Genomic DNA, 20,909 nt, shown 5'->3' on the forward strand with positions numbered 1-20,909 from the left:
GTAATGACGATGGGAACAGGCAACAGAACGATCGCAGGGTTGGCGCTCGCCGGTGCGGTTTCGTGCCTGGCATTGCCTGTGCAGGCAGCGGAGGGCGGGGCAGGGTTCTATCTGCTTGGCTCGAAAGGACCTGCAGCCGCGATCATGCCGCCACCCGGCGTGTTCTTCCAGAATGATCTCTATCTCTACTCAGGCGAACTCGGCGGCGGCACCCAGCTTCCGACGGGCGGCAAAATCGCTGTCGGGGTCGATGGTAAGGCAGCCATCGAAATTCCGACGGTCATCTGGGTCCTGCCGGAAGACGTGATGGGCGGGCGTTTGGGATTGTCAGCCTCGCTCCCGGTCGGCTGGAAGGAGACATCCGCCGACCTCACACTCAACCGGCCGCTTGGCGGCGTGATATCGGGATCGACCACGGACGCCGTCTTTACCGTCGGAGACCCCATTGTCAGCGGCTTTGTCGGCTGGGAGGCCGGCAATTTCCACTATCAGATCGGCACGCTGGCGAACGTCCCGATCGGCGATTATCAGGACGGCGAAATCTCCAATATCGCGTTCCATCATTGGGGTGCAGACGTATTTGCAGCCGCGACCTGGCTTGACCCGAATATCGGGCTCGATCTCTCCGGCGTCATCGGCATGACCTTCAACGCCGAAAATCCGGCCACCGATTACCGGACCGGCAACGAGTTCCATTTCGAATGGGCTGCAGTCCAGCATTTCAACGAGCAGTTCGATGCAGGCCTTGTCGGTTACTACTACAAGCAGGTCACCGGCGACAGTGGCGAGGGTGCCGCGCGGCCGTTTAAGGGCGAGGTGGCAGCCATCGGCGCGACCATCGGCTGGAACCTGAAAATCGGCGAATTGCCCGTCTCCACCCGCATCAAATATTTCCACGAATTTGCCGCCGACAACCGCGCCGAGGGCGATTCGGTGATCTTGACCATCTCGATGCCCCTGGCGATTACCCAGCCCGCAAGTTCCCGGTAAGCCAGCGAAACGGATGCAGGGGTGTGGAAGCTTTTCACGCCGCGATCACGGAACAGCAACAGCCTCGGGGAATTTCCACGTACCGTCGAGTATCTCTGGGCGCGGCCTATAAAGCCGCACCATGTAGTTCCAGCCGGAAACCGTCGGCAGGCAGTTGACGGTTTTGCTGCCACAGGCGCCGAACTGGATCGTGTTGCCGCCGTCCGCATTGCTTTTTGCCGTGATGTTGTTGATCGTGTATGCGCCCAGCGCATTCTTCTCGTAAAAGCCGTCCTTGTTGTAGACGCTCACGGACCAGAAGCCGTCCACCGGCACATCCTTCACGTTCAAGGTATAAACCGTTTTGCCGTCGTTTTTGGTTGGCGCGAAATTGAGGTAGGTCGCGTCCTTCGGGGGATTGGCACCCCAGGCGGATGCCGAACCGATCAGCCTTTGAACGGGATCGACCTGGTCCTTCGTTCCAAATGCCTTGGACGTGTCCTTGATCGTCGCCGCAAGCACGAGAAGTGCCTCGCGGATTGTCTTTTGAGCTTGCTTGTCCCATTTGGGAATGTCGAACGTGCCGGGACCACCGGGCTGCTCGGCCTTCATCGCATCCTGCAACATGTGCGCCGCTTTCAGATCCTCCGGATTGGTGGGATCAACCAGCGTCCGGACAGCCGTCACGACATAGCGCGTGCCGATCTCCTCTTTCGTGATCGTGTGATTGACCGGCGCATAAAGAGCCGGAAGCGTGTAATGATCTTCCGTGATCAGCTGCAGGGACATGAACCGCTTGCCGGCATCCGGCAGAGTGATGGTGACCGGTCCGGCATCCAGGTCAAAGACCGCAGCGGAATAAAGCGTATCGCGGTTTTGACGGATGACCTTTTGGCTGTCGACCGGGGAAAGTTCGCGGTTATGAAAGAATTTTCCAAAGCCGTCATCCTGCAGGGCGATTGCACTGAAATACTGGTCGGACTCCGCCCGGATAAAATTCTCGACAGTCACGGGTACGGCATCCGCCGCCATTGACGGCAGGCTGGAGAGCGTCATGAGCGCGGCGACGCCCGGTGCCAAAATCTTCAAGGCGCACTTCATCATCATGGTCTCCTGGGAGCTATCGGTTTCCAAGTGCCGGGCCTGATCATTTGTGGACATGGACGATGTCCGGAAGCACCCATGTCTTGTCCAACAGGGCTTTTGTCGGAGCATAAAGCCGGAACATGACCTCGAATGTTCGCTTCGGGTCCGTCGGTATCCAGTTGCTGTCCTTGCCGTCTGGCGCCTTCGGCCCGACGAATATATCGACGGTTCCGTCCGGGTTCTTTTGCAATTCGGCGATCTGGGACGAGCGGCTGGCCCGATCCACATTGCGGATAAGCGCATGCGTTTGGCGGTCATAGGCGGTGAGCGACCAGTATTGCCGGACAGGGACGTTGGCGGGGACCGTCAGCCGGTAGGTCTTTGAACCGTCAAAGTCGTGGCCGTCCTTGTCCTTGATGGAAATCAGGTAGAATTGGCCTGTGCCCAACCGCTTCAGGCCGACGAAAGCATAGCTATACGCCACGCCCCTCAAATCGACCGGATAGGCATCCGGCCCGCCATAGGCCGCCTGCGCGCTTTTGACCAGCTCCGGGTTTGCAGCATAGTTCCACTTGCTGTTCTCATAGAACGGGATCAGGCCGGTGTCGTATTTTTCCTCCAGCCATGCGTGGCCTTCCTTGGCACCCGCCTCAAGCAACCTGGTCACGGCCGGTGCCGGAGAAAAGGTCTTTCCCTTTTCAATGCCAAGCAATTTGAGCTGGCCGATCATCACGCGGTCGCGGGTGAGCCAAGGCTCGGTCTGGATGATCCGGTCAAGAGACGCGTAGAAGCTGGCATCGTACCGGATGGTGGAATCGAAGATGACGCCTTCCGCATCCGTGAACACTGTCTCCGGCGGTTTCTCAGCCTCAGACAGCGGGTAAACCTTCAAGCGCTTGGCATATCGAACCGATTTGGCGACATCCGCATCGCTATGGCTGGCAAGATTTGACCGCAGGAGGGCATAACCGCCGAAGGTATCCGACTGCAGCGGGATATAACCGTCTGGTATCGTTCCGGAATAATCCGGCGGCAGGACGAGATATTTGCCGCCTTTGCCCTGGTCTGCGCCGGAGGGCCCCGCATCCTCGAGCGCCATTTGCCAGACATTGACGATATTGCCGTTGATCGAACCACTATCATCCGCCGGCGGGACTTCAATGACGACAGGACCCTTCCTCGTGTCCGTAAACGCCATCACATAGATCGCATCCGGGTTGGGCGTCAGGGTCTGATTGTGCCAGTCGAGCGGTTTTGACCAGTAGACGATTTCATTGACTTTCGCTTTGGTCTTGGTCAGAGCCTCCTGCAGCATCAGGTCGTAGTTGACGGCCGGGATACCCCAGATGACGGCCTCGACCGCGCGGCGTTCGATGGTCCGCTCGCTGAGTTCCTGCGGTGTGAAAGCCCAGCCTGCCGAGGGCATGAGCGCCAGAGCCGCCATCATCAAAACAGACTTTTTCACTGTCATCTCCCGTTTGAAAGTTGTGGCGGTCTCCTGGCCCAACTTTGCGGATGCCTAACGTTCATTCGAACGCATAGATTTTCTTCCAGTCCGCTTTCATATCGACCAGCAGCCAGTTGCGGGCCTCAGCTTCATCCATGGCGTTGTCGAGCTTGCCGAAGGCAGACCGGCGGTCGTAGGCGAATTCCCGGTCGCCATCCGTGTGATGGATGATCATGCCGAAGCCCTTTTGCGGGCCGCCTGTGACCCAGCGGAGCATTTCGTAGTCACCATCCGAATTTCCGGCGACGAAGATGGGGCGGCGGCCGATGAATTTGTTGATGCCTGCGGGTTTGCCTGGGCCATCGTCGATGAAGTCGATCTTTGGCAGCCTGTTGAGAACAGGCACGTCACCGGCGAGCGCGTATTCGGTCACGATGGTGCTGCCGATCACCTGTTCGGGCGGAATACCGTAGGCGGCCTGCGTGATCGGGCGCATGAACTCGACGCCGCCGCCGGAAACGATATAGGTCTTGAAGCCGTTGGCGCGCAGATAATCGAGCAGTTCGCGCATCGGCAGGAATGTGACCTCGTTATACGGCTTGTGGAATTTCGGATGCCTGGCCGTTGCGTACCAATCCGTGACGATCTTGGTGAACGCGTCGCTCGTCATTCCGGCATGGGTCGTCATGCCGAGTTCGACGATGCCTTTCTCGCCGCTCTTGGCGAGGCCCTTCAGGTCGCCGGCCAGAATGGATTTGAAAGGCTCCTTCTCCGCCCATTCCGGATGCTGTGGCGCCAGCGCCTTCACCCGGTCCAGCATGAAGCCGAGCTGGAAATAGAAGGGCTGCTCCGACCAGAGCGTGCCGTCATTGTCGAAGACGGCGATGCGGTCTTCGGGCTTGACGAAGCCATCCCCACCCTCGGTCGTCACTTTCGTCACGAAATCGACGATGGCCTGGCGGGATTTTCCCGCATTCCAGGACGGCAGGCCGTCGGCCAGAACGGACAGTGGGGCGAGCAGCACGATGAGCAGGGCGCGAAGGATGAGGTTCATGATCGGTCCAATCAGGGGCTGGGTCTCTTGATGCAGCGGAAGCCCACATGGCTGGTGGAGGTATCCTCCGGCTCGGCGTGGCGGGCTGCGGGGCGATAGCGGCGGCAGTAATTTGGGGCGCAGAGATGCGACCCGCCCTTGAGAACGCGGCGCGGAATGCGGATATCCGGCTGGCGCGGATCGTAGCTTGCCTCGATGGCAGCGCCGCGCGGGTTTTGCGGAATGCAGCAGGACTTTGCCGCAGGCTCCGGATGCCGCGTCGACCAGTAGTCGGATGTCCATTCCCAGACATTGCCGATCATGTCGTACACGCCATAGCCGTTGGGCGGGAACGTGCGGACCGGCGAGGTGCGATCCTTGCCTGCAGGCTTCGTGCTATGGGTCGGGAAAGTGCCCGCCCATGTGTTGGCCATGGCAATGCCACCGGGCGTCAGCTCGTCACCCCAGGCAAACTCGGTGTCATCGCCGTCACCGCGCGCGGCCAGCTCCCATTCGGCCTCGGTGGGAAGATCGAGCCCCGCCCATTCGGCATAGGCACGGGCGTCGCAATGGGCGATGTGGACGACGGGATGGTCGAGCTTGCCGCGCAGGTCGCTCAAGCCGCCATAGGGCCTGCGCCAATTGGCGCCGAATTTGAAATTCCACCACTGGCTGATATCAGGGCCATTGAGGGTTTTCGGCGGCGTGAAGACGAGAGAACCTGCTTTCAGCATCGTCGCAAGCGCACCGGGATAGTCCTTCGGGTCGGGCGCTTTCTCGGCAAGCGTGACATAGCCGGTCGCCTTGACGAATTCATTGAAGCTTCTGTTGGTCACCGGCGTGGCCTGGATCCAGAAGCCGTCCACCTTGACCGGATGCGCGGGTGCCTCCTCCGGATAGTGGCTGTCGGAGCCCATTATAAAGGTGCGGCCGGGTATCCAGACCAGATCTTCGTCTGCGGCCTGCTTTGCCGTCGGAAAAGCCAGTGTCATCGCCGTCTCCGCATCCTGATGCCAGAGCCTCGTACGAGGCTCTAAAGCATTGCCGAGAGAGAAGGGCGGCGGAAGTACGTTACGGTAACAAGGACGCGTACAAGGCGTAAACGTGGCGTAAATCCCGCCGCGTCCGGCGGTGGATCAGATAGCGGTGCTTGAGACGTTCAATTCCGGAAGGCCGCCGGCATGGCGGTGGACGTGTGATGAGGGAACGGCTTTAGGGGCTTTGCGGATGGCGTTTGCCAAAGCCGCGCGGTTCAAGCTGGGGTGATCCGGAAAGGAGCCGAAAAGTGTGCGCTGAAGCGTCTCGGTTTCCCGTGCGGCGTCCTGGTCGCCTGTGGTGGCGGCCCAATGTGTGATCGAGCCGTATCCTGCAGTTTTCGCCCAGTCGTCGAGGCTTTTATAGATCGTCATGAGGTCGTCGCGGCGCACCGAGGCAAGGAGCTGTTTCCGTTTTTGGTGCAAGGAATTTTGTCTCGCTTGCCTGAGCGCCACCCATTTCCGCCGCATCCAGGGATAGGCCTGCACCGATAGCCATGTCGCAACGGCAAGGGCAACAAGGGCTGCGGCGATGAGCACAGCTGGCTTTGACACCCAATCCCGATCCGTTTTCGCATCCGTCTGCTCGACCTGTGGAGCAAGACCAGTTGCTGCCGGTGCAGATTTGCTGACCTTGACCACCGTGGCTGGAAGATTGGACAACTGGCTTGACTGCGTCTCCACGTCAAACCAGGGATAGAAAACCGCCGGGATTTCAAACGTGCCTTCGGCCTCTGCGACATAAGTGATCGTCTCAATCCGTGTGCTGCCCGTGGTTCGATCCTCGGCCTGAACGCCATCGGCCAGTTTCGGCGACGCCGGGTACGGCTTCAAACCCGGCGCGGCTGCTGATGGTATGGTGGGGATCATCATTGCCTGCGTGTTTTCGGCAAATATTGTGATGGTCCGGACAATGGCGTCTCCGGCTTTCAAACTGGAGGGGTCGCGGTCGAAGGATTGCCCGATCGTCAGGCCGCGCGCCGCAAATATAGGGGATGCCGCAGTGCCGCCGGGCGCTGCCTCCACTGTGAAACGCACCGCAGGCAACGCCGTTTCCCCTGCGACCGGCTTGCCGTCCTGCGAATAGCCGAGCGTGATCACCACAGGCGGCAGGGTGAAGGTGCCTGATGTCTCCGGGATCACGGCATAAGTGCGCCGTATGCCCGCATATTGAACGCCGTCGATGGTTTCGACCATGTTTTGGGCGCGGTCATCGGGCAAGGTGACGATGGCATCCGGCACATCGAACAGCGGAAACTGGGGCGGCGACGTGAAAAAGTCCGGCACCAGGATATCGACATCGATCAGCACCTGCTGGCCGGGAACGATCCGGCCCGTGCTCTCCATTTTTGCTCGCGCGAATGGTTCTGCTGCAGATGCGGTTGATCCCAGAGTAAGAAGGATGGTAATCGCGATCCAGGTCCTGATCATGGCTTGACCTGCTGCGCTTCGATGGCGAACTTGCGCGCCATCAGGTCGGCCGGGCTGACGATGATGTTCTTCATCCACAGTTCCGACGTCTGCTCGGCAATATTCATCTTGCCCGCCTTGCCCTGCTTGCCCTTGTCGTCGAACTGGACACTGTCTGGCGGCAGGTTCGGTTCGTCCTGCTGTTCCTCTTCATCGTCCTTCTTTTGCTGGATCAGTTTTTGCGCGACAGCGAGATTGAAGGTAGCGTCCGGCCAATCCCTGCGTTTCTCGAGCGCCTTTTTATACGCGGCGGCCGCCTCGTCGAGCTTGCCGATGTGGAGCAAGGCGTTTCCCTGATCGTACCAGCTGTCCGCGCTATCCACGGCGGCGAAGGAATCGAGCGCTTCGGCAAACTTGCCTGCCCGGTAGAGTGCCGTACCCTTCCACATCGGATCGGCAAAATGCGACGATGCGGCCTCGAAGTCGCCCTTCTCGTAGGCGAGCCGTCCTTTTTGGTCCGGCGTCAGCCACATGCCGGTTAAGTCCGTGGCTTGGACCTCGCCGGGCATAAGGAAACGGGCGATGAGCAGAGCGGTGCCCACACGCACGACCCACCCTTTGCGAAACGAAAAGGCAAAGAGGATCGCCAAGGGAATGACAAGCCACCAGCCGAGGTCGCGCCAGCGATCACCTTCGGCTGCCCGCATCTGCGCAAAGTTCGTCCGGATTTTTTGCGACACCCATCGAATATCGGTATCGTCGTCCGTCATGGTCGCGACATCGACCCCCGTCAGCGCGTGCAGATTCTTCAAACCTTCGACATCGAGCCTGGAAAACATCCGGCCACCCGTCGCATCGGTCAAAAAGCCGCCGTCCGGCGTCTTCACCGGGCCGCCCGTCTGCGTGCCGATCCCGAGGACGGCAATGGCGTGTTTCGATTTGCGTTTGAAAGCATCGAAGGCTTGCTGTTCCACGCCATCGGTCAGGAACAGAATGGTTCCGGCCGCGTCCTCGCCCGTCAAGGCTGCTTCGGCGCGTTCAAGCGCCCTCGCGGTGTTCTTGCCATCGACGGGCATGATGCGTGTCGCCAGCGCGTCGGTATAGGTCTCGATCAGGGAGCCGTCTTCGGTGAGCGGCAGCACCAGATGGGCTGATCCGGCATAGGCAACAACGGCGGAGCGTGCGCCGGCCCGGCCCGCAACGATGTCGTTGATCTTCAGCTTTGCCCGCTCCAGCCGGGAAGGCGTGACATCGATCGCATCCATTGTCGGCGAAAGATCGACGGCAATGACAAGCGGCGCGGTATCTTCCACGAAGGGGGGTGTCTCGCGTTGCCAGGCCGGGCCGGCTGCGGCCAGGCTTGCCAGGGCGAGCGCTGCGGCCAGCAGCCATGAGGGGCGGATGCGGGAGCGTTGAGCCCCCTCGACCACCAGGCTGTCGAGAAGATGCGGTTCGATCAAGCCTTTCCACTGGCTGCGCACATCGCTTGAGCGTCCGGCCGCCCAGATGATAATGGCTGGCAAAGCAAGCGCCAGCAGCCACCAGGGTCTGAGGAAATGAAAGGCCTCGATCATGCGGACGCCCTCCGTCCAAACAGGCCGGTCAGTCCGCTGATCAGGTAGAATAGCGCAAGCACTGAAATCGCAGCAGTGAGCGGCCAATGGAACAGGTCAATGCGCGGCCGCCAGGACAGGTTCTTCTGGTCCTGCGGCGTGATCGTGTCGAGCGTGTCATAGATCGCGGAAAGCTGGGTCTGGTCTCCCCCGAAAAAATAACGCCCACCCGTGTCAGCGGCGATCTTCTGGAGGGTGGCTGTATCGAGCTTGTCCTCGCCGGTGGCTTTCGGATCACCGATGCCGACCGTATGGATGACGACATTCTTCTGTTTGGCGATCTGCGCCGCCTTGGCGGGTGGCATTCTGCTGGCGGTATCATTGCCGTCGGTGAGGACGATCAGCACTTTTTCCGGCACGGTGGTCGTCTCAAACATCTTGATGGCAAGACCGATGGCGTCTCCAAGCGCTGTGCGCGGGCCTGCCATTCCAGGCAGCGTACCTGCGATCACTGCCTGGACGGTCTTATGGTCCATGGTGAACGGCACCAGCGGATAGGGTGCGTCGCCGAAAGCGATCAGCCCGATACGGTCGCCGCCACGCCTGGCGACGAAATCCGCCACCACCTTGCGCACGGCATCGACACGCGCCTCCAAGCTGCCATCCGCAGAGGGGAAATCCCTGCTATCCATGGACTGTGAGAGATCGAGCGCCAGCAGCAGGTCTCTTTGCGGCTCGATCTTTTCGACCGGGGGTTCGACGAATTGCGGGCGGGTTAGTGCAAGCACGATCAGGCACCAGGCCAGCGTTTCGCAGGCAAGCTGAACCCAGCTGCGATGCGCAATGACGGAGCCCTGCGTCGGGTTGATGCCGGCGGCTTTTGCGACCTGCGAGAAAAACGGCAGCCTGACGGATGCGGATGTTTCGCGATGCGCGGGAAACAACAGCCAGACAAGCAAAGGCAGGGGCATGGCGAGAAGTAGCCATGGCAGATCAAGCTGATACATGGTGGCGCCTGATCCATGTCCGGGCCGCCGCAAGGATGTCGCTTGAGGCCAAGGTGCCGGCGTTGCTGTCTTTCTGGTATTCGCCGTCGTCCAGCAGCGCGTTAAGGGCGTGGCCGCCCTCTCCATGCTCATTGAGAAACGCGACCCAGGCAGCGCCCGACAAGCCCGCGACCTCGGCCCGGCTCCAGCCGGCGATGGCAACGCGTTTGAGGATCGCGGCAAGCGCGCGCAAGGCCTGATCCCGCGTCGCCGTGCCGTTCAGATCCTTCTCCAGGCCATCCAGAAGCAAAAGCGCTTCGCGGCGGTAAGCGTTGGCGCGATAATGCCGGACCCAGCGGATGAGCATGATCGTGACCGCCAAAGCCAGAAGAATGGCCGCCAATGCCCAGCCCCAGGTCTGCGGCATCCACGAGACCGGTTGCGGCACCGCAATGTCCTTCAGCGATTCAAGCGCAACTTTTGTGAGGGGATCGAGCGGTGCCGCCTTGTCCGGTTCCATCAGCGCCTCCGCTGCCGCCAGGCGGCCTGCTCAAGAAGCCGCCTGAGTTGTGGTGCGGTATCTTCCGCCGCTGACACCGGCAGCATCGGCAGGCCCAGCTCGCGCTGCCAGTCCCGCAGCGCGCGGCCCCGGTCTCGCGCGAAGGTGCTGATCCCCTGGCGGACATCGGCACGGCGCAGTGGCAGTTCCGCCTGCAGGCCACCACCGCTGACGACGATGCCGCCGGACGCCGGGAGATCAAGGAGGAAGGGATCGTAGACGAGAATGCAGATGACATCGTTGCGGCCCGACAGCTTCAGCAGGATATCGCGCGTCGTGGCGCTATGGCCATCAAAGTCGCTGATGACAATGATCAGGTGATCATGATGCGCGATGCCGGCCACGCGTTGAAGGCTGACGTCCAGCGCGGAGGGCGAGGGCTGCCCCGAAAATCCTGCATTCAGCTGTCCGTTCTGCACTGCGATCTTGCCCGCAAGCGTGATCACCGCCTCGCGGCTGCGATGCGGCCGCACCTCGCCGATGTCGCTGTCGTTGAACACGAAACCGCCGACGCGATCGCCGGAACCGAGGATGCGCCAGGCGCACAGCATCGCCGCCTGCGCTGCCGTCACCGATTTCATCTGACGCTTGCTGCCGAAGAACATGTTGATCCGCTGATCGACGACGATGAGAGCCGGCCGTTCCTTTTCTTCGCTATAGACGCGCACCACCGGCTTGTTGGTGCGCGCCGTCACGCGCCAGTCGATGGAGCGGATATCATCGCCGGGCAAATAGTCGCGCAATTCCTCAAAGGTCAGTCCCCGGCCGCGCATGGAGGACTGCATTCGTCCTGCGAGTTGCTGATGGCTGCGGGATTTCTGCACGAAGCTAAGGTCGCGCGCCCGCTTTTCGAGCGCCACTAGCGCGTCTGTGGAAATATGGACGCCTTCGTGGGTGGATGCCGCCGCCATCTCATCTCCTCACGATACCGCGACCAGTTCAACGATGCGGTCAATGACCGTGTCCGGCGTGGTGTTTGACGCATGCGCCTCATAGGACAGGATGAGCCGGTGGCGGAAGACATCATGGACGACGGCTTTCACGTCATCAGGGGTGACATAGTCTCGGCCTTTCAGCCAGGCGTAGGCGCGCGACACCTTGTCGAGACCGATGACACCGCGCGGGCTGACGCCGACCTCAAGCAGCGTGGCCAGGTCCTTGTCGTAGCGCTCCGGATAACGCGTGGCAAAGACAAGGGCGACGATGTATGTCTCGATTGGATCGGAAACGGTCACAGCGCCGATCTCCTTGCGTGCGTCGAATACGGCCTTCGGATCGAGCCGCTCCGATGCCTCCGATTTTGCATGCTCTGCGGCATTTTCCTCGCCGCGTACCAGCCGCATGATGGCAGCCTCCGACGCCTCGTCGGGATAGCCGACCTCGATATGCATCAGGAAGCGGTCGAGTTGGGCTTCCGGCAAGGGATAGGTGCCTTCCTGCTCGATCGGGTTCTGCGTCGCCATGACCATGAACAGTGCGGGCAGCGGATAGCTCTTGCCGCCGACAGTGACCTGGCGTTCCTCCATGGCTTCGAGCAACGCCGACTGCACCTTGGCTGGTGCCCGGTTGATCTCGTCGGCAAGGATCAGGTTGGCGAAGATCGGTCCCTGCTGGAACTTGAACGCACCCTGGCCGCCCTCGCTATAATAGATTTCCGATCCGGTGATATCGGCGGGTAAAAGGTCCGGTGTGAACTGGACCCGGGAGAGTTCAGAATTGAGGTTCTTGGCAAGGCTCTTGATGGCGCGCGTCTTTGCCAGGCCCGGCAGGCCTTCGACCAGGAGATGACCGTTGGCCAGGAGACCGAGCAGCAGGCGCTCGACCATTTCTTCCTGACCGATGATGGATTGGCCGATGCGCTGGCCAAGGGCCAGGATGTCGTCACGAGCGGTCATGCAAGGACCCTATGAGAAACAGGTTGGCGGGACGCGCCGATTGCCCGGCGCGTCTCTTGGGATGACTATTTCTCGATACCGCGATCCTTGAAGGACTGGTCGATCGCCTTGTTCACCTGGTCACGGACGCCCTCGATGTTGAAGCTGGCGACGCGCTGGCTGGGCGGATATTTCACGAAGGTTTCGAGGAAGGCCGCGCTTTTCAACTGGCCCTTGACCAGAAGGAAGTCGTTCCTGACCACCCAGTCATTATACTGGTCGGAGACGACATCGGCCCGCTCGTAAGGGTCCATCCGCAGATTGAACAGCTTGGGAAGACGCCAGGTGATCAGCGGGGTCTGCCAGACCGCGAACCCGCCCGGTGCCGGCTGTTCCTTGAACACGACCTTCCAGTCGTCATAGCGGATTCCAACCAGATCGCCGTCATCATCGAAATAATAGAACTCGTTGCGGGCGCTCTTGTCCGATTTGCCGGTAATATAATCGAGCTGGTTGAAGCCATCGAGATGGTTCCGGAAACTCGTGGCACTTCCCTCGGGCTTCCAGCCGGTCAGCAGACGGCCTTTCACATCGGGATCGCCGGCTGCCGCCAGCAGGGTCGGGAACCAGTCGAGACCGGATACCATGCCGTTGGCAACCTCACCCGGTTTGACATGGCCGGGCCAGCGGACGATTGCGGGAACGCGGAACGCGCCTTCCCAGTTGGTATCCTTCTCGCTGCGGAAAGGCGTGGTCGCCGCATCCGGCCAGGAAAACTGGTTCGGGCCGTTATCGGTGGCGTAGACGACGATCGTGTTGTCGGCGATGCCGAGTTCATCAAGCTTGTTCAGCAGTTTGCCGACATCGCCGTCATGCTCGATCATGCCGTCGCCATACTCGTTGCCCGGCATGCCGCTTTTGCCTCTGTATTCCGGCCGGACATGGGTAAACAGATGCATGCGCGTCGTGTTCATCCAGGTGAAGAAGGGTTTTTTGGCCTTGGCTTGGCGATCGATGAAGTCGATGGCCGCCGCCGTCGTCTCGTCGTCGATCGTCTCCATGCGTTTCACGGTCAAAGGCCCGGTGTCCTCAACCTTGCCATCGGCCGATGCCTTGATCACGCCACGCGGATTATACGCTTTGAGAAATTCGGTATCGTCCTTTGGCCAGTTGGCGGCCTCCGGCTCCTCCTCGGCGTTGAGGTGGTAAAGATTGCCGAAGAATTCGTCGAAGCCGTGCTTTGTCGGCAGATATTCGTCGCGGTCGCCCAGATGGTTCTTGCCGAATTGACCGGTCGCATAGCCAAGCGGCTTCAGCGCCTGGGCAATGGTGATATCACCGGCCTGCAGGCCGACCGTGACGCCGGGAGCCCCGACCTTGCAGAGGCCAGTCCGCAGGCATGTCTGCCCGGTGATGAAGGTCGAGCGGCCCGCCGTGCAACTGTTCTCGGCATAATAATCCGTGAACATCATGCCTTCCTTGGCGATGCGGTCGATATTCGGCGTCTTGTAACCGATGACGCCCAGCGAGTAGGCGGAAATATTGGTCTGGCCGATGTCGTCGCCAAACATCACGAGAATGTTGGGCTTGGCAGCCGTTGCATCCTGGGCGAGGGCGGGAACGCCGGCGAGGGATGCCGCTGTCAGGGACATCGCAAGACCCGTGGTGGCGCTCAGCATGCGCCGTGTGATTGATCCGGTCATGATGGCCTCCCCATCAATTTCAGGCGGAAGTCGTTCGGCATCGTACTCTCCTTGTTTCCGGGCGTCCGGACCGCTCCTGCAGGTCAGGCATTCGACGCTGCCACTCTCGCCGCAAATCGCGCGTAAGGAAGTACGTTACGGTAACAAGGACGGGGGATTACGTAACAGAGGGCGTAAATTAGGCGGGGTGCCAAAACGGATGCCTCAGAGCCACATGACGGTCCGCGACGGTTGCCAGGAGATCACAGCGCTTATGGGGTCGATGCCGGTTGACGCCGGGTTATGAAGGCTGGCCGCGCTGGCAGATATTCCCGAAGCCTGCGGAAATCGAGGGCATCAGCCCGTCGAGCACGCATAGCGCGCCGCGCCTGTTTTGCCATCGACGCCCGCAAGCGAGACGCCGTAGCCCCATAGGTGCCGGATGTGGGCGAGCGTTGCGTCGCGGCTCGTTTCTTCCAGAAGCACGCCGTTCTTCATCCGGTGTTCCAGCCGCAATTGGCGGTCTCCCAAGAGATCGACGTCGACGACCTGGATGTCCTGACTGTTGGCGCTGACATCGTAGCTTCTGGCCAGTGCCTTGCGGATTTCGGAATAACCCCGTTCGTTGTGGATCGAGGCGACCTCGCAATATTTGTTGCTGGCCTCGTCGGTCAGCTGGAAGAGCCGGAATTTGCGGATCAGCGCCGGGCTCAGATATTGCAGGATGAAGGATTCATCGCGGTGGTTGGCCCAGGCGTCGATCAGGGTTTCGCGCCAGCGGCCGCTGCCGGCAATAGCGGGGAACCAGTCGCGGTCCTCCGATGTCGGCTGATTGCAGATGCGCTCAATGTCCTGCATCATCGCAAAACCCAGCGCATAGGGGTTGAGCCCGGAAAAACGGGGATCGTCGAAATGCGGCTGGAACACCACGCTGGAATGGCTGTGGAGCATTTCCAGCATCGCGCCTTCGCTGATCTTTCCCTGATCGAACAGCCTGTTCATGATCGTGTAATGCACATAGGTGGCGCAGCCCTCGTTCATCACCTTGGTCTGGCGCTGCGGATAGAAATACTGGGCGATCACCCGCACGATGCGCAACAATTCGCGTTGCCAAGGCTCGAGGATCAGGCTGTTTTTCTCCAGGAAATAGAGAAGGTTTTCCTCCGGCAGATTGAGGACCTTTTTTCGCTCCATGGCGTCGCGTTCGGCCTCTTCAGGGTCGGGCCTGCCGGTCGCGCGCGGAAGGGTGCGCCACAGGTCGCTATAGGTCTGTTCCTCATATTCCAGTCTCTCGCGGGCGCGTTCCTGCTCCTTCTTCGAGGACAGGCGCGGCGGGCGGCGGTAGCGGAAAACACCCTGATCCATCAGCGCATGGGCGGAATCCAGAATGGCCTCGACGGCGGAGGTGCCGTGCCGCTCCTCGCATTTGGCGATATATTTCTTGGAAAATTCCATATAGCTGAGGATGGCGCCGGCATCGGTCCATTGCTTGAAGAGATAGTTGTTCTTGAAGAAATGATTGTGGCCGAAGGCCGCGTGCGCGGTCACCAGGGTCTGCATCGCCATGGTGTTTTCCTCCATCAGATAGGTGATGCAGGGATTGGAGTTGATCACCAGCTCATAGGCAAGGCCGTGGTGGCCCTTGCGATAGCCGTTTTCCTCGTAGACGAAGCGTTTGCCGAAGGACCAGTGCTGATACATCAGCGGCATGCCGACGGACGAATAGGCGTCCAGCATCTGCTCCGACGAAATGATTTCAAGCTGGTTGGGATAGACGTCGAGGCCAAGTTCATCGATTGCGATCGTCTCGATCGCATCATAGGCATGCGACAGCGTCTTGAAGTTCCAGTCGGAACTGTCAAACAACAGTGTTGAGCCTGCGTTCTTTATCATACCCGGCTCCGTTCACTATCGAAATTGCAGGGTTGGCTGCCTGGCGAAAAGCTTCCGGAAGACAGGATAGATGTCGGAGGGTCTTGCGATCCGGGTCATCTGGAAATTCGGCCATTCGCCATCGACGGTGCGATAGGCGCGCCAGAGCGACGTGCCGTTGTCGGTTGAGCCGAAGATTTCGCTCTCCCGCTCGTCGATGATTTCGACATAGGCGTAATATTGGCAGAGCCGCATCAGTTCGGACGTCAGCAGCGAGGCGCAGCGGTCGGAATCGCGTGAGACATTGTCGCCGTCGGAGGCTTGGGCCGCGTAGATATTCCATTCCTTTGCCGGATAGCGCTCCTGAATGATCCGCAGCATTTCCTCCAGCGCCGTTGAGACGACAGTGCCGCCGCTCTGGGTGCTGTAGAAGAATGTGTCCTCATCGACCTCGCCCGCCTCGTCCGTGTGGCGGATGAAGACGATATCGATCCGGTCGTAGCGCCGTTTTAAAAACAGATGCAACAGCACGAAAAAGCGCTTGGCGAGATCCTTCTCCCGCTCGCCCATCGAGCTCGACACATCCATCAGGCAGAACATCACCGCATTGGCATTGGGCAGCGGCTGGCGTTCGAAGCGGTTGAAACGGATATCGACGGGATCGACATAGGGAATGCGGCGCCGCCGCCGCTCCAGGAGGTCCAGTTGCACCCGCAGGTCTTCCAGATGCCGGCGCTCTGCGATGCCGAGTTCCGGTTCGGTTGCCAGAGCCTCGATCTCCTGCGCCAAGGCTTCCAGCGTCTTTCGCTTGGGGCGCTGCAGGGCGATGCGGCGGCCGTAGCTGTTGCGCATGGTGCGGCTGACATTGATATTGGTGGGCGACCCGCTGGTGGCAAAGCCTGCCCGGCGCGGCTTGAAGGCAACCGCTTCCTTCAGGCTGAGCTTGATCATGTCGGGCAGCTCGAGATCCTCGAAAAACAGTTCGAGCACTTCCTCGCGCGACAGGAGGAACTGGAAATTATCCTCGTCCTCGCCTTTTCCGGCAGACGAGCCGGAGCCGCCGCCGCCCTGCGGCTTGTCGATCCGGTCTCCCGGCATGTAGTCGCGATTGCCGGGCAGGACATATTGTCTATCGCCGCTGCCGCGCGCCGGCTGAAATGTCGGCTCGCTGGCGCCGCGCGCAGGCATGGGCACTGCGTGGTCTGAATCCACGTCGGCGATCTTGTCGGTCTTGACGCGATCCTTGATGAAGCGTTTCAGCTCCTCGCGGGCGCGCTTCAGGAAGCGCTGGCGGTTTCCAAGGCTCTTGTCCTTCGGGTTGAGGCGTCGGTCGATGAAATTCGGCATTGGCTACCCCCAGACATCGGATCTCTCACCCCGCCTTGTTGACGCGCATGTACCATTCAACCAGCCTGCGCACCTGCCGCTCGGTATAGCCCCGCTCGATCATGCGATGGACGAATTCGGCATGCTGCTTTTCGCTGGCGCTGTCCTTCTTGGAGCCGAAGCTGATGACCGGCAGCAAATCCTCCACCTGGCCGAACATGCGTTTCTCGATGACTTCGCGCAGTTTCTCGTAGCTCATCCAGGATGGATTGCGGCCGCTGTTTTTGGCGCGGGCGCGCAGCGTGAACTTGACGACCTCGTTGCGGAAATCCTTCGGATTGGCGATCCCGGCCGGTTTTTCGATCTGCGACAGCTCGTTGTCGAGGATGGTGCGGTTGAGGATCTGCCCGGTGTCCGGGTCCTTGAAATCCTGATCCTCAAGCCAGGCGTCGGCATAGGCGATATAGCGGTCGAACAGGTTCTGGCCGTATTCGCTGTAGGATTCCAGATAGGCTTTCTGGATTTCATGGCCGATGAACTCGGCATAACGCGTGGCGAGTTCCGACTTGATGAAGTTCAGATAGGCGGCCTCGGTTTCCTTAGGGAACTGCTCGCGCTTGATCGCCTGTTCGATGACATACATCAGATGCACGGGATCGGCGGCGATCTCCTTGCTGTCATAGTTGAAGGTCTCCGACAGGACCTTGAAGGCAAAGCGGGTGCTGACGCCGTTCATGCCTTCATCAACACCGGCGGCGTCGCGATATTCCTGCACGGATTTCGCCTTGGGATCGACATCTTTCAGGTTCTCGCCGTCATAGACCCGCATCTTGGTATAGAGCGGCGAGTTTTCATGCGGGGTGAGCCGGGTCGAAACGGTGAAGCGGCTGAGGCTTTCCAGAACTTCCGGCGCGCAAGGGTTTTTCGCCAGCTCGCTCTCGCGCAACAGCTTGTCGTAGATCTGCCGCTCCTCGGTCACGCGCAGGCAATAGGGCACCTTGACCACTAGGATGCGGTCAAGAAAGGCCTCGTTGTTGCGGTTGTTCTTGAACTGCAGCCACTCGGATTCGTTCGAGTGGGCAACGACGATGCCCTGATAGGGGAAGGCGCCAAAGTTTTCCGTACCGTTGTAGTTGCCTTCCTGGGTCGCGGTCAAAAGCGGGTGCAGGACCTTGATCGGTGCCTTGAACATTTCGACGAATTCGAGCAGGCCCTGCGTCGTGCGGTTCAAGCCACCGCTGTAGGAATAGGCATCGGGGTCGGCCTGGCTGAAATTTTCCAGCTGGCGGATATCGACCTTGCCGACCAGCGAGGAGACGTCCTGGTTGTTTTCGTCGCCGGGTTCGGTCTTGGCAATGCCGATCTGGCGCAGGCGCGACGGCATCAGCTTGACGACGCTGAACTTCGAGATATCGCCGCCGACTTCATCCAGGCGCTTGGTTGCCCAAGGCGATATCATTCCTGTCAGGCGCCGTCTGGCGATGCCATATTTGTCTTCCAGGAGATCCGACATGCGTTCGGGGTGGAAGAGGCCAAGCGGTGATTCAAACACCGGGCTGATCTGGCCGCCGACCATCAAGGTGTAGATCGGCCGCTGTTCCATCAGCTTCTTCAGGCGCTCGGCCAGGGAGGACTTGCCGCCGCCAACGGGGCCGAGCAGATAGAGGATCTGTTTGCGCTCTTCGAGGCCTTGGGCGGCGTAGCGGAAGTAGCCGACGATCCGCTCGATCGTGTCTTCCATTCCGTAGAAATCGGCAAAGGCCGGATAGACCTTGATGGTTCGATTGGAGAAAATGCGGCCAAGGCGCTCATCGGCGCTGGTCTCGACGAAGTTGGGCTCTCCAATGGCGGCGACCATGCGCTCCTGTGCGGTGGCGTACATGCTTTTATCGTCGCGGCACGCGAGCAGATATTCCTGGAGACTGATCTCCTCCTGCGCGGTGCTGGTATAAATCTCCGAAAAGAGGTCGAAGACATCGGACTGGGTATTTTGCATCATGCTCTCCCGCGGCCGGTTCGTTGAGACGGGATCGCTGCCTATCGGCTCGCTCAACGAGATTAACGTTCCTTATGCTCGAAAGTTTCTTCAACTAAGTGTTACTGCTGACATCTTACAGCGAAGAGGGCCGCACCATCTGGACGGGGCCAACGGATCCTGGATCCTTGCCGAAGGGGCGCACCGGTGATCACCCACCTCGCTCAGATCCGAATCACCGCCTGGATGATCGTTCCGAAATCTTCCCGTCCAGCGTAACACAATAGTTCACACAACCATCATGCCATCGGTGATGTTCACAATTTTTGCGCACGTGTTGCAGGCGTCACACGCCGGTGGCGCTCAGGCAATTGATGGCCGCGTGACCTGTCATGGCGACGGCCGCCCGATCCAGGGAGAAAAAACGCGGTGGCAATGTTCGGCTTCAGTATTTCTTTTTCTGAATGACCTTGTTGCCGCGTGGCCCCGTCTGGACCGGTGTGTTGCTGACGTTTTCCTCCAGCAGCTTGCGCCAGCGGGCGAGCCGTTCGGCCGGCAGGGTACCGGCCTTGATGGCGGCCTGGACGGCGCAGCCCGGTTCGTGATCATGGGTGCAGTCGCGAAACTTGCAGGACGGGGCAAGGTCGGTGATTTCGGAGAACAGCGTCTCGATGCCGCCGGAAACGTCACTGACATGCAGGGTGCGCATTCCCGGCGTGTCGATCACCCAGCCGCCGCCAGCGATGGCGTGCAATGAACGGGCCGTGGTCGTATGGCGCCCCTTGGCATCGCTTTCGCGGATATCGCCGGTTTCCTGCGCTGCCTCATGCCTGAGGCCCGCCAGCGTGTTGACCAGCGTCGATTTGCCGACGCCGGATGATCCGACGAGCGCTACGGTCTGCCCTTCGCCGCACCAGGGGGCGAGTGCGGCTGCGGCATCGGCGGAGCGGCCGTTGAGGGCCACCACATCCAGGTCGCGCTGCAATGCTCTGGCTTGCTGCTCGAAGATGCTGGCGTCCTCGATCATATCGGTCTTGGTGAGCACGATCACCGGGTTGGTTCCGGCCTGATTGGCCATGGCCAAATAGCGTTCCAGCCGCGCCGGGCTGAAATCGGCATTGCAGGAGGTGACGATGAACAGCGTATCGACATTGGCTGCGGCCAGCTGCTGGAGATGCCTGCCCTCTGTGCGGCGCTGCAGCAGGGTGCGGCGCTCAAGCCTGCGAACAAGCAGATGCGTGCGGGGGTCGGCCAGGATCCAGTCTCCCACCGCAAAATCGGCAGTGTTGGTTTTATGGGGCAGAACCAGCTTTACCGGGCCTTCGGCCGAGAGCGCGCCAAGCCGGGCGCGGTGGACTTCGGCGATGCGCATGGGCAGGAGGCCGGCTTCGGATCGCTCGATCTGGGAGGAAAAAAAGCTGGACCAGCCATGCGACGCCAAAAAGGCCGCGTCTGCGCGCTCCGTCACACTGCCGCTCCCCGACACAGTGTCGCGTTCATGGATGACCTTTCTGAAAAACAAGTTCAGACGCTGATACCAGAAGCGCCAGGATGGTGCCAATCGTTTCGCAGATGACAGTTTTTCAGTTTTGTCTGGGAAATGCCGCAAACTTCCGGTAGGGAAGGGCATGCGGGCCAGTTTGGCCCTTTTCATTTCGCATTGGCGACATTCGCAAACGGGCCTTCCCATTCTATCCGGGTTGCGTGTCGATGCCTCTTTCACCATTTCTACCAAGGACAGAATATGATTTCGCTTGAATTGACGCCGGTTCAAATCCGGGGCCTGAAACTCGCCAAGGAAGGAAACCTCTTCCCGCAGCCGGCGAAAAAATGGACGCATGAAAATGCGACGGTCACCTATGCAAAGACCGACCGGTTCAAGGAACGTCCGCAAAAGATCCGCTTCCTGACGACGACGACCCTGAATGAACTTGAAGAGCTCGGTTTTCTGGAACGCAGCCATCTCGACGACGACGTCGCCGCCGATCCGCGCGGGATCACGATGGCCGGTAAGATGTGGCTGATGGCCAACAAGTAAACCGGTAACAAGGGGCGCCGGCGATACCTTCGAATGCATCCGCATTGGAGGGCCGGCCACCCAAC

Annotated in this window: 17 protein-coding genes; 2 read left to right on the plus strand and 15 right to left on the minus strand. The window is 60.2% G+C overall.

From position 1 onward, the window contains the following. Positions 1-9 precede the first annotated feature (9 nt). Positions 10-990 (plus strand): SphA family protein, encoded by a 981-nt coding sequence (locus PYR65_RS03835; protein WP_407951305.1) that lies wholly within the window; start codon positions 10-12, stop codon positions 988-990. Positions 991-1,035: 45 nt separating this feature from the next. On the opposite strand, the gene PYR65_RS03840 is transcribed toward PYR65_RS03835, so the two are convergent. The 15 genes from PYR65_RS03840 to rsgA form a co-directional block, all read right to left on the minus strand. Then, positions 1,036-2,025, minus strand: coding sequence for a DUF1254 domain-containing protein (locus PYR65_RS03840; protein ID WP_276120955.1), 990 nt, complete (start codon positions 2,023-2,025; stop codon positions 1,036-1,038). 91 nt (positions 2,026-2,116) lie between these two features. Continuing rightward, positions 2,117-3,526: a DUF1254 domain-containing protein gene (locus tag PYR65_RS03845; protein ID WP_407951273.1), complete on the minus strand. Its 1,410-nt coding sequence runs from the start codon at positions 3,524-3,526 to the stop codon at positions 2,117-2,119. Positions 3,527-3,581: 55 nt separating this feature from the next. Then, positions 3,582-4,556, minus strand: a complete 975-nt coding sequence (locus tag PYR65_RS03850; protein ID WP_276119963.1) for an HAD family hydrolase — start codon at positions 4,554-4,556, stop codon at positions 3,582-3,584. An 11-nt stretch (positions 4,557-4,567) separates the two neighbouring features. After that, positions 4,568-5,527, minus strand: a complete 960-nt coding sequence (locus PYR65_RS03855) for a formylglycine-generating enzyme family protein (protein ID WP_276119964.1) — start codon at positions 5,525-5,527, stop codon at positions 4,568-4,570. Positions 5,528-5,671: 144 nt separating this feature from the next. Further along, on the minus strand, positions 5,672-6,916 hold the full coding sequence (locus PYR65_RS03860; protein ID WP_276119965.1) for a BatD family protein: 1,245 nt from the start codon (positions 6,914-6,916) through the stop codon (positions 5,672-5,674). Between the two features lie 80 nt (positions 6,917-6,996). After that, positions 6,997-8,553, minus strand: coding sequence for a VWA domain-containing protein (locus PYR65_RS03865; RefSeq protein ID WP_276119966.1), 1,557 nt, complete (start codon positions 8,551-8,553; stop codon positions 6,997-6,999). Continuing rightward, on the minus strand, positions 8,550-9,539 hold the full coding sequence (locus PYR65_RS03870) for a vWA domain-containing protein (protein ID WP_276119967.1): 990 nt from the start codon (positions 9,537-9,539) through the stop codon (positions 8,550-8,552). The genes PYR65_RS03865 and PYR65_RS03870 overlap by 4 nt, the downstream gene beginning before the upstream one ends. Next, positions 9,526-10,038 carry a DUF4381 domain-containing protein gene (locus tag PYR65_RS03875; protein ID WP_276119968.1) on the minus strand — a complete coding sequence of 171 codons (513 nt, stop codon included), beginning with the start codon at positions 10,036-10,038 and terminating at the stop codon, positions 9,526-9,528. The genes PYR65_RS03870 and PYR65_RS03875 overlap by 14 nt, the downstream gene beginning before the upstream one ends. Continuing rightward, complete coding sequence (locus PYR65_RS03880; protein ID WP_276119969.1) at positions 10,038-10,988, minus strand: DUF58 domain-containing protein; 951 nt, start codon at positions 10,986-10,988, stop codon at positions 10,038-10,040. Before PYR65_RS03880 ends, PYR65_RS03875 begins: the two co-directional genes overlap by 1 nt. Before the next feature lie 9 nt (positions 10,989-10,997). Further along, on the minus strand, positions 10,998-11,972 hold the full coding sequence (locus PYR65_RS03885) for an AAA family ATPase (protein WP_276119970.1): 975 nt from the start codon (positions 11,970-11,972) through the stop codon (positions 10,998-11,000). Positions 11,973-12,037: 65 nt separating this feature from the next. Beyond that, positions 12,038-13,654 (minus strand): arylsulfatase, encoded by a 1,617-nt coding sequence (locus PYR65_RS03890; protein WP_276119971.1) that lies wholly within the window; start codon positions 13,652-13,654, stop codon positions 12,038-12,040. A gap of 336 nt (positions 13,655-13,990) precedes the next feature. Next, positions 13,991-15,526 carry a SpoVR family protein gene (locus PYR65_RS03895; RefSeq protein WP_276119972.1) on the minus strand — a complete coding sequence of 512 codons (1,536 nt, stop codon included), beginning with the start codon at positions 15,524-15,526 and terminating at the stop codon, positions 13,991-13,993. Positions 15,527-15,541: 15 nt separating this feature from the next. Continuing rightward, positions 15,542-16,852 (minus strand): YeaH/YhbH family protein, encoded by a 1,311-nt coding sequence (locus PYR65_RS03900; protein WP_276119973.1) that lies wholly within the window; start codon positions 16,850-16,852, stop codon positions 15,542-15,544. A gap of 25 nt (positions 16,853-16,877) precedes the next feature. Then, positions 16,878-18,827, minus strand: a complete 1,950-nt coding sequence (locus PYR65_RS03905) for a PrkA family serine protein kinase (RefSeq protein WP_060639179.1) — start codon at positions 18,825-18,827, stop codon at positions 16,878-16,880. Positions 18,828-19,251: 424 nt separating this feature from the next. Further along, on the minus strand, positions 19,252-20,274 hold the full coding sequence (gene rsgA, locus PYR65_RS03910; RefSeq protein WP_276119974.1) for a ribosome small subunit-dependent GTPase A: 1,023 nt from the start codon (positions 20,272-20,274) through the stop codon (positions 19,252-19,254). A gap of 276 nt (positions 20,275-20,550) precedes the next feature. Between rsgA and PYR65_RS03915 the strand changes: the two genes are divergently transcribed. Continuing rightward, the gene (locus PYR65_RS03915) at positions 20,551-20,844 is read left to right on the plus strand and encodes a hypothetical protein (RefSeq protein WP_060639180.1); all 294 of its coding nucleotides are present in this window, start codon (positions 20,551-20,553) and stop codon (positions 20,842-20,844) included. Positions 20,845-20,909 lie beyond the last annotated feature (65 nt).

The sequence above is a fragment of the Pararhizobium qamdonense genome, from assembly GCF_029277445.1.
In the GTDB taxonomy this organism is placed as follows: Bacteria; Pseudomonadota; Alphaproteobacteria; order Rhizobiales; family Rhizobiaceae; genus Pararhizobium; species Pararhizobium qamdonense.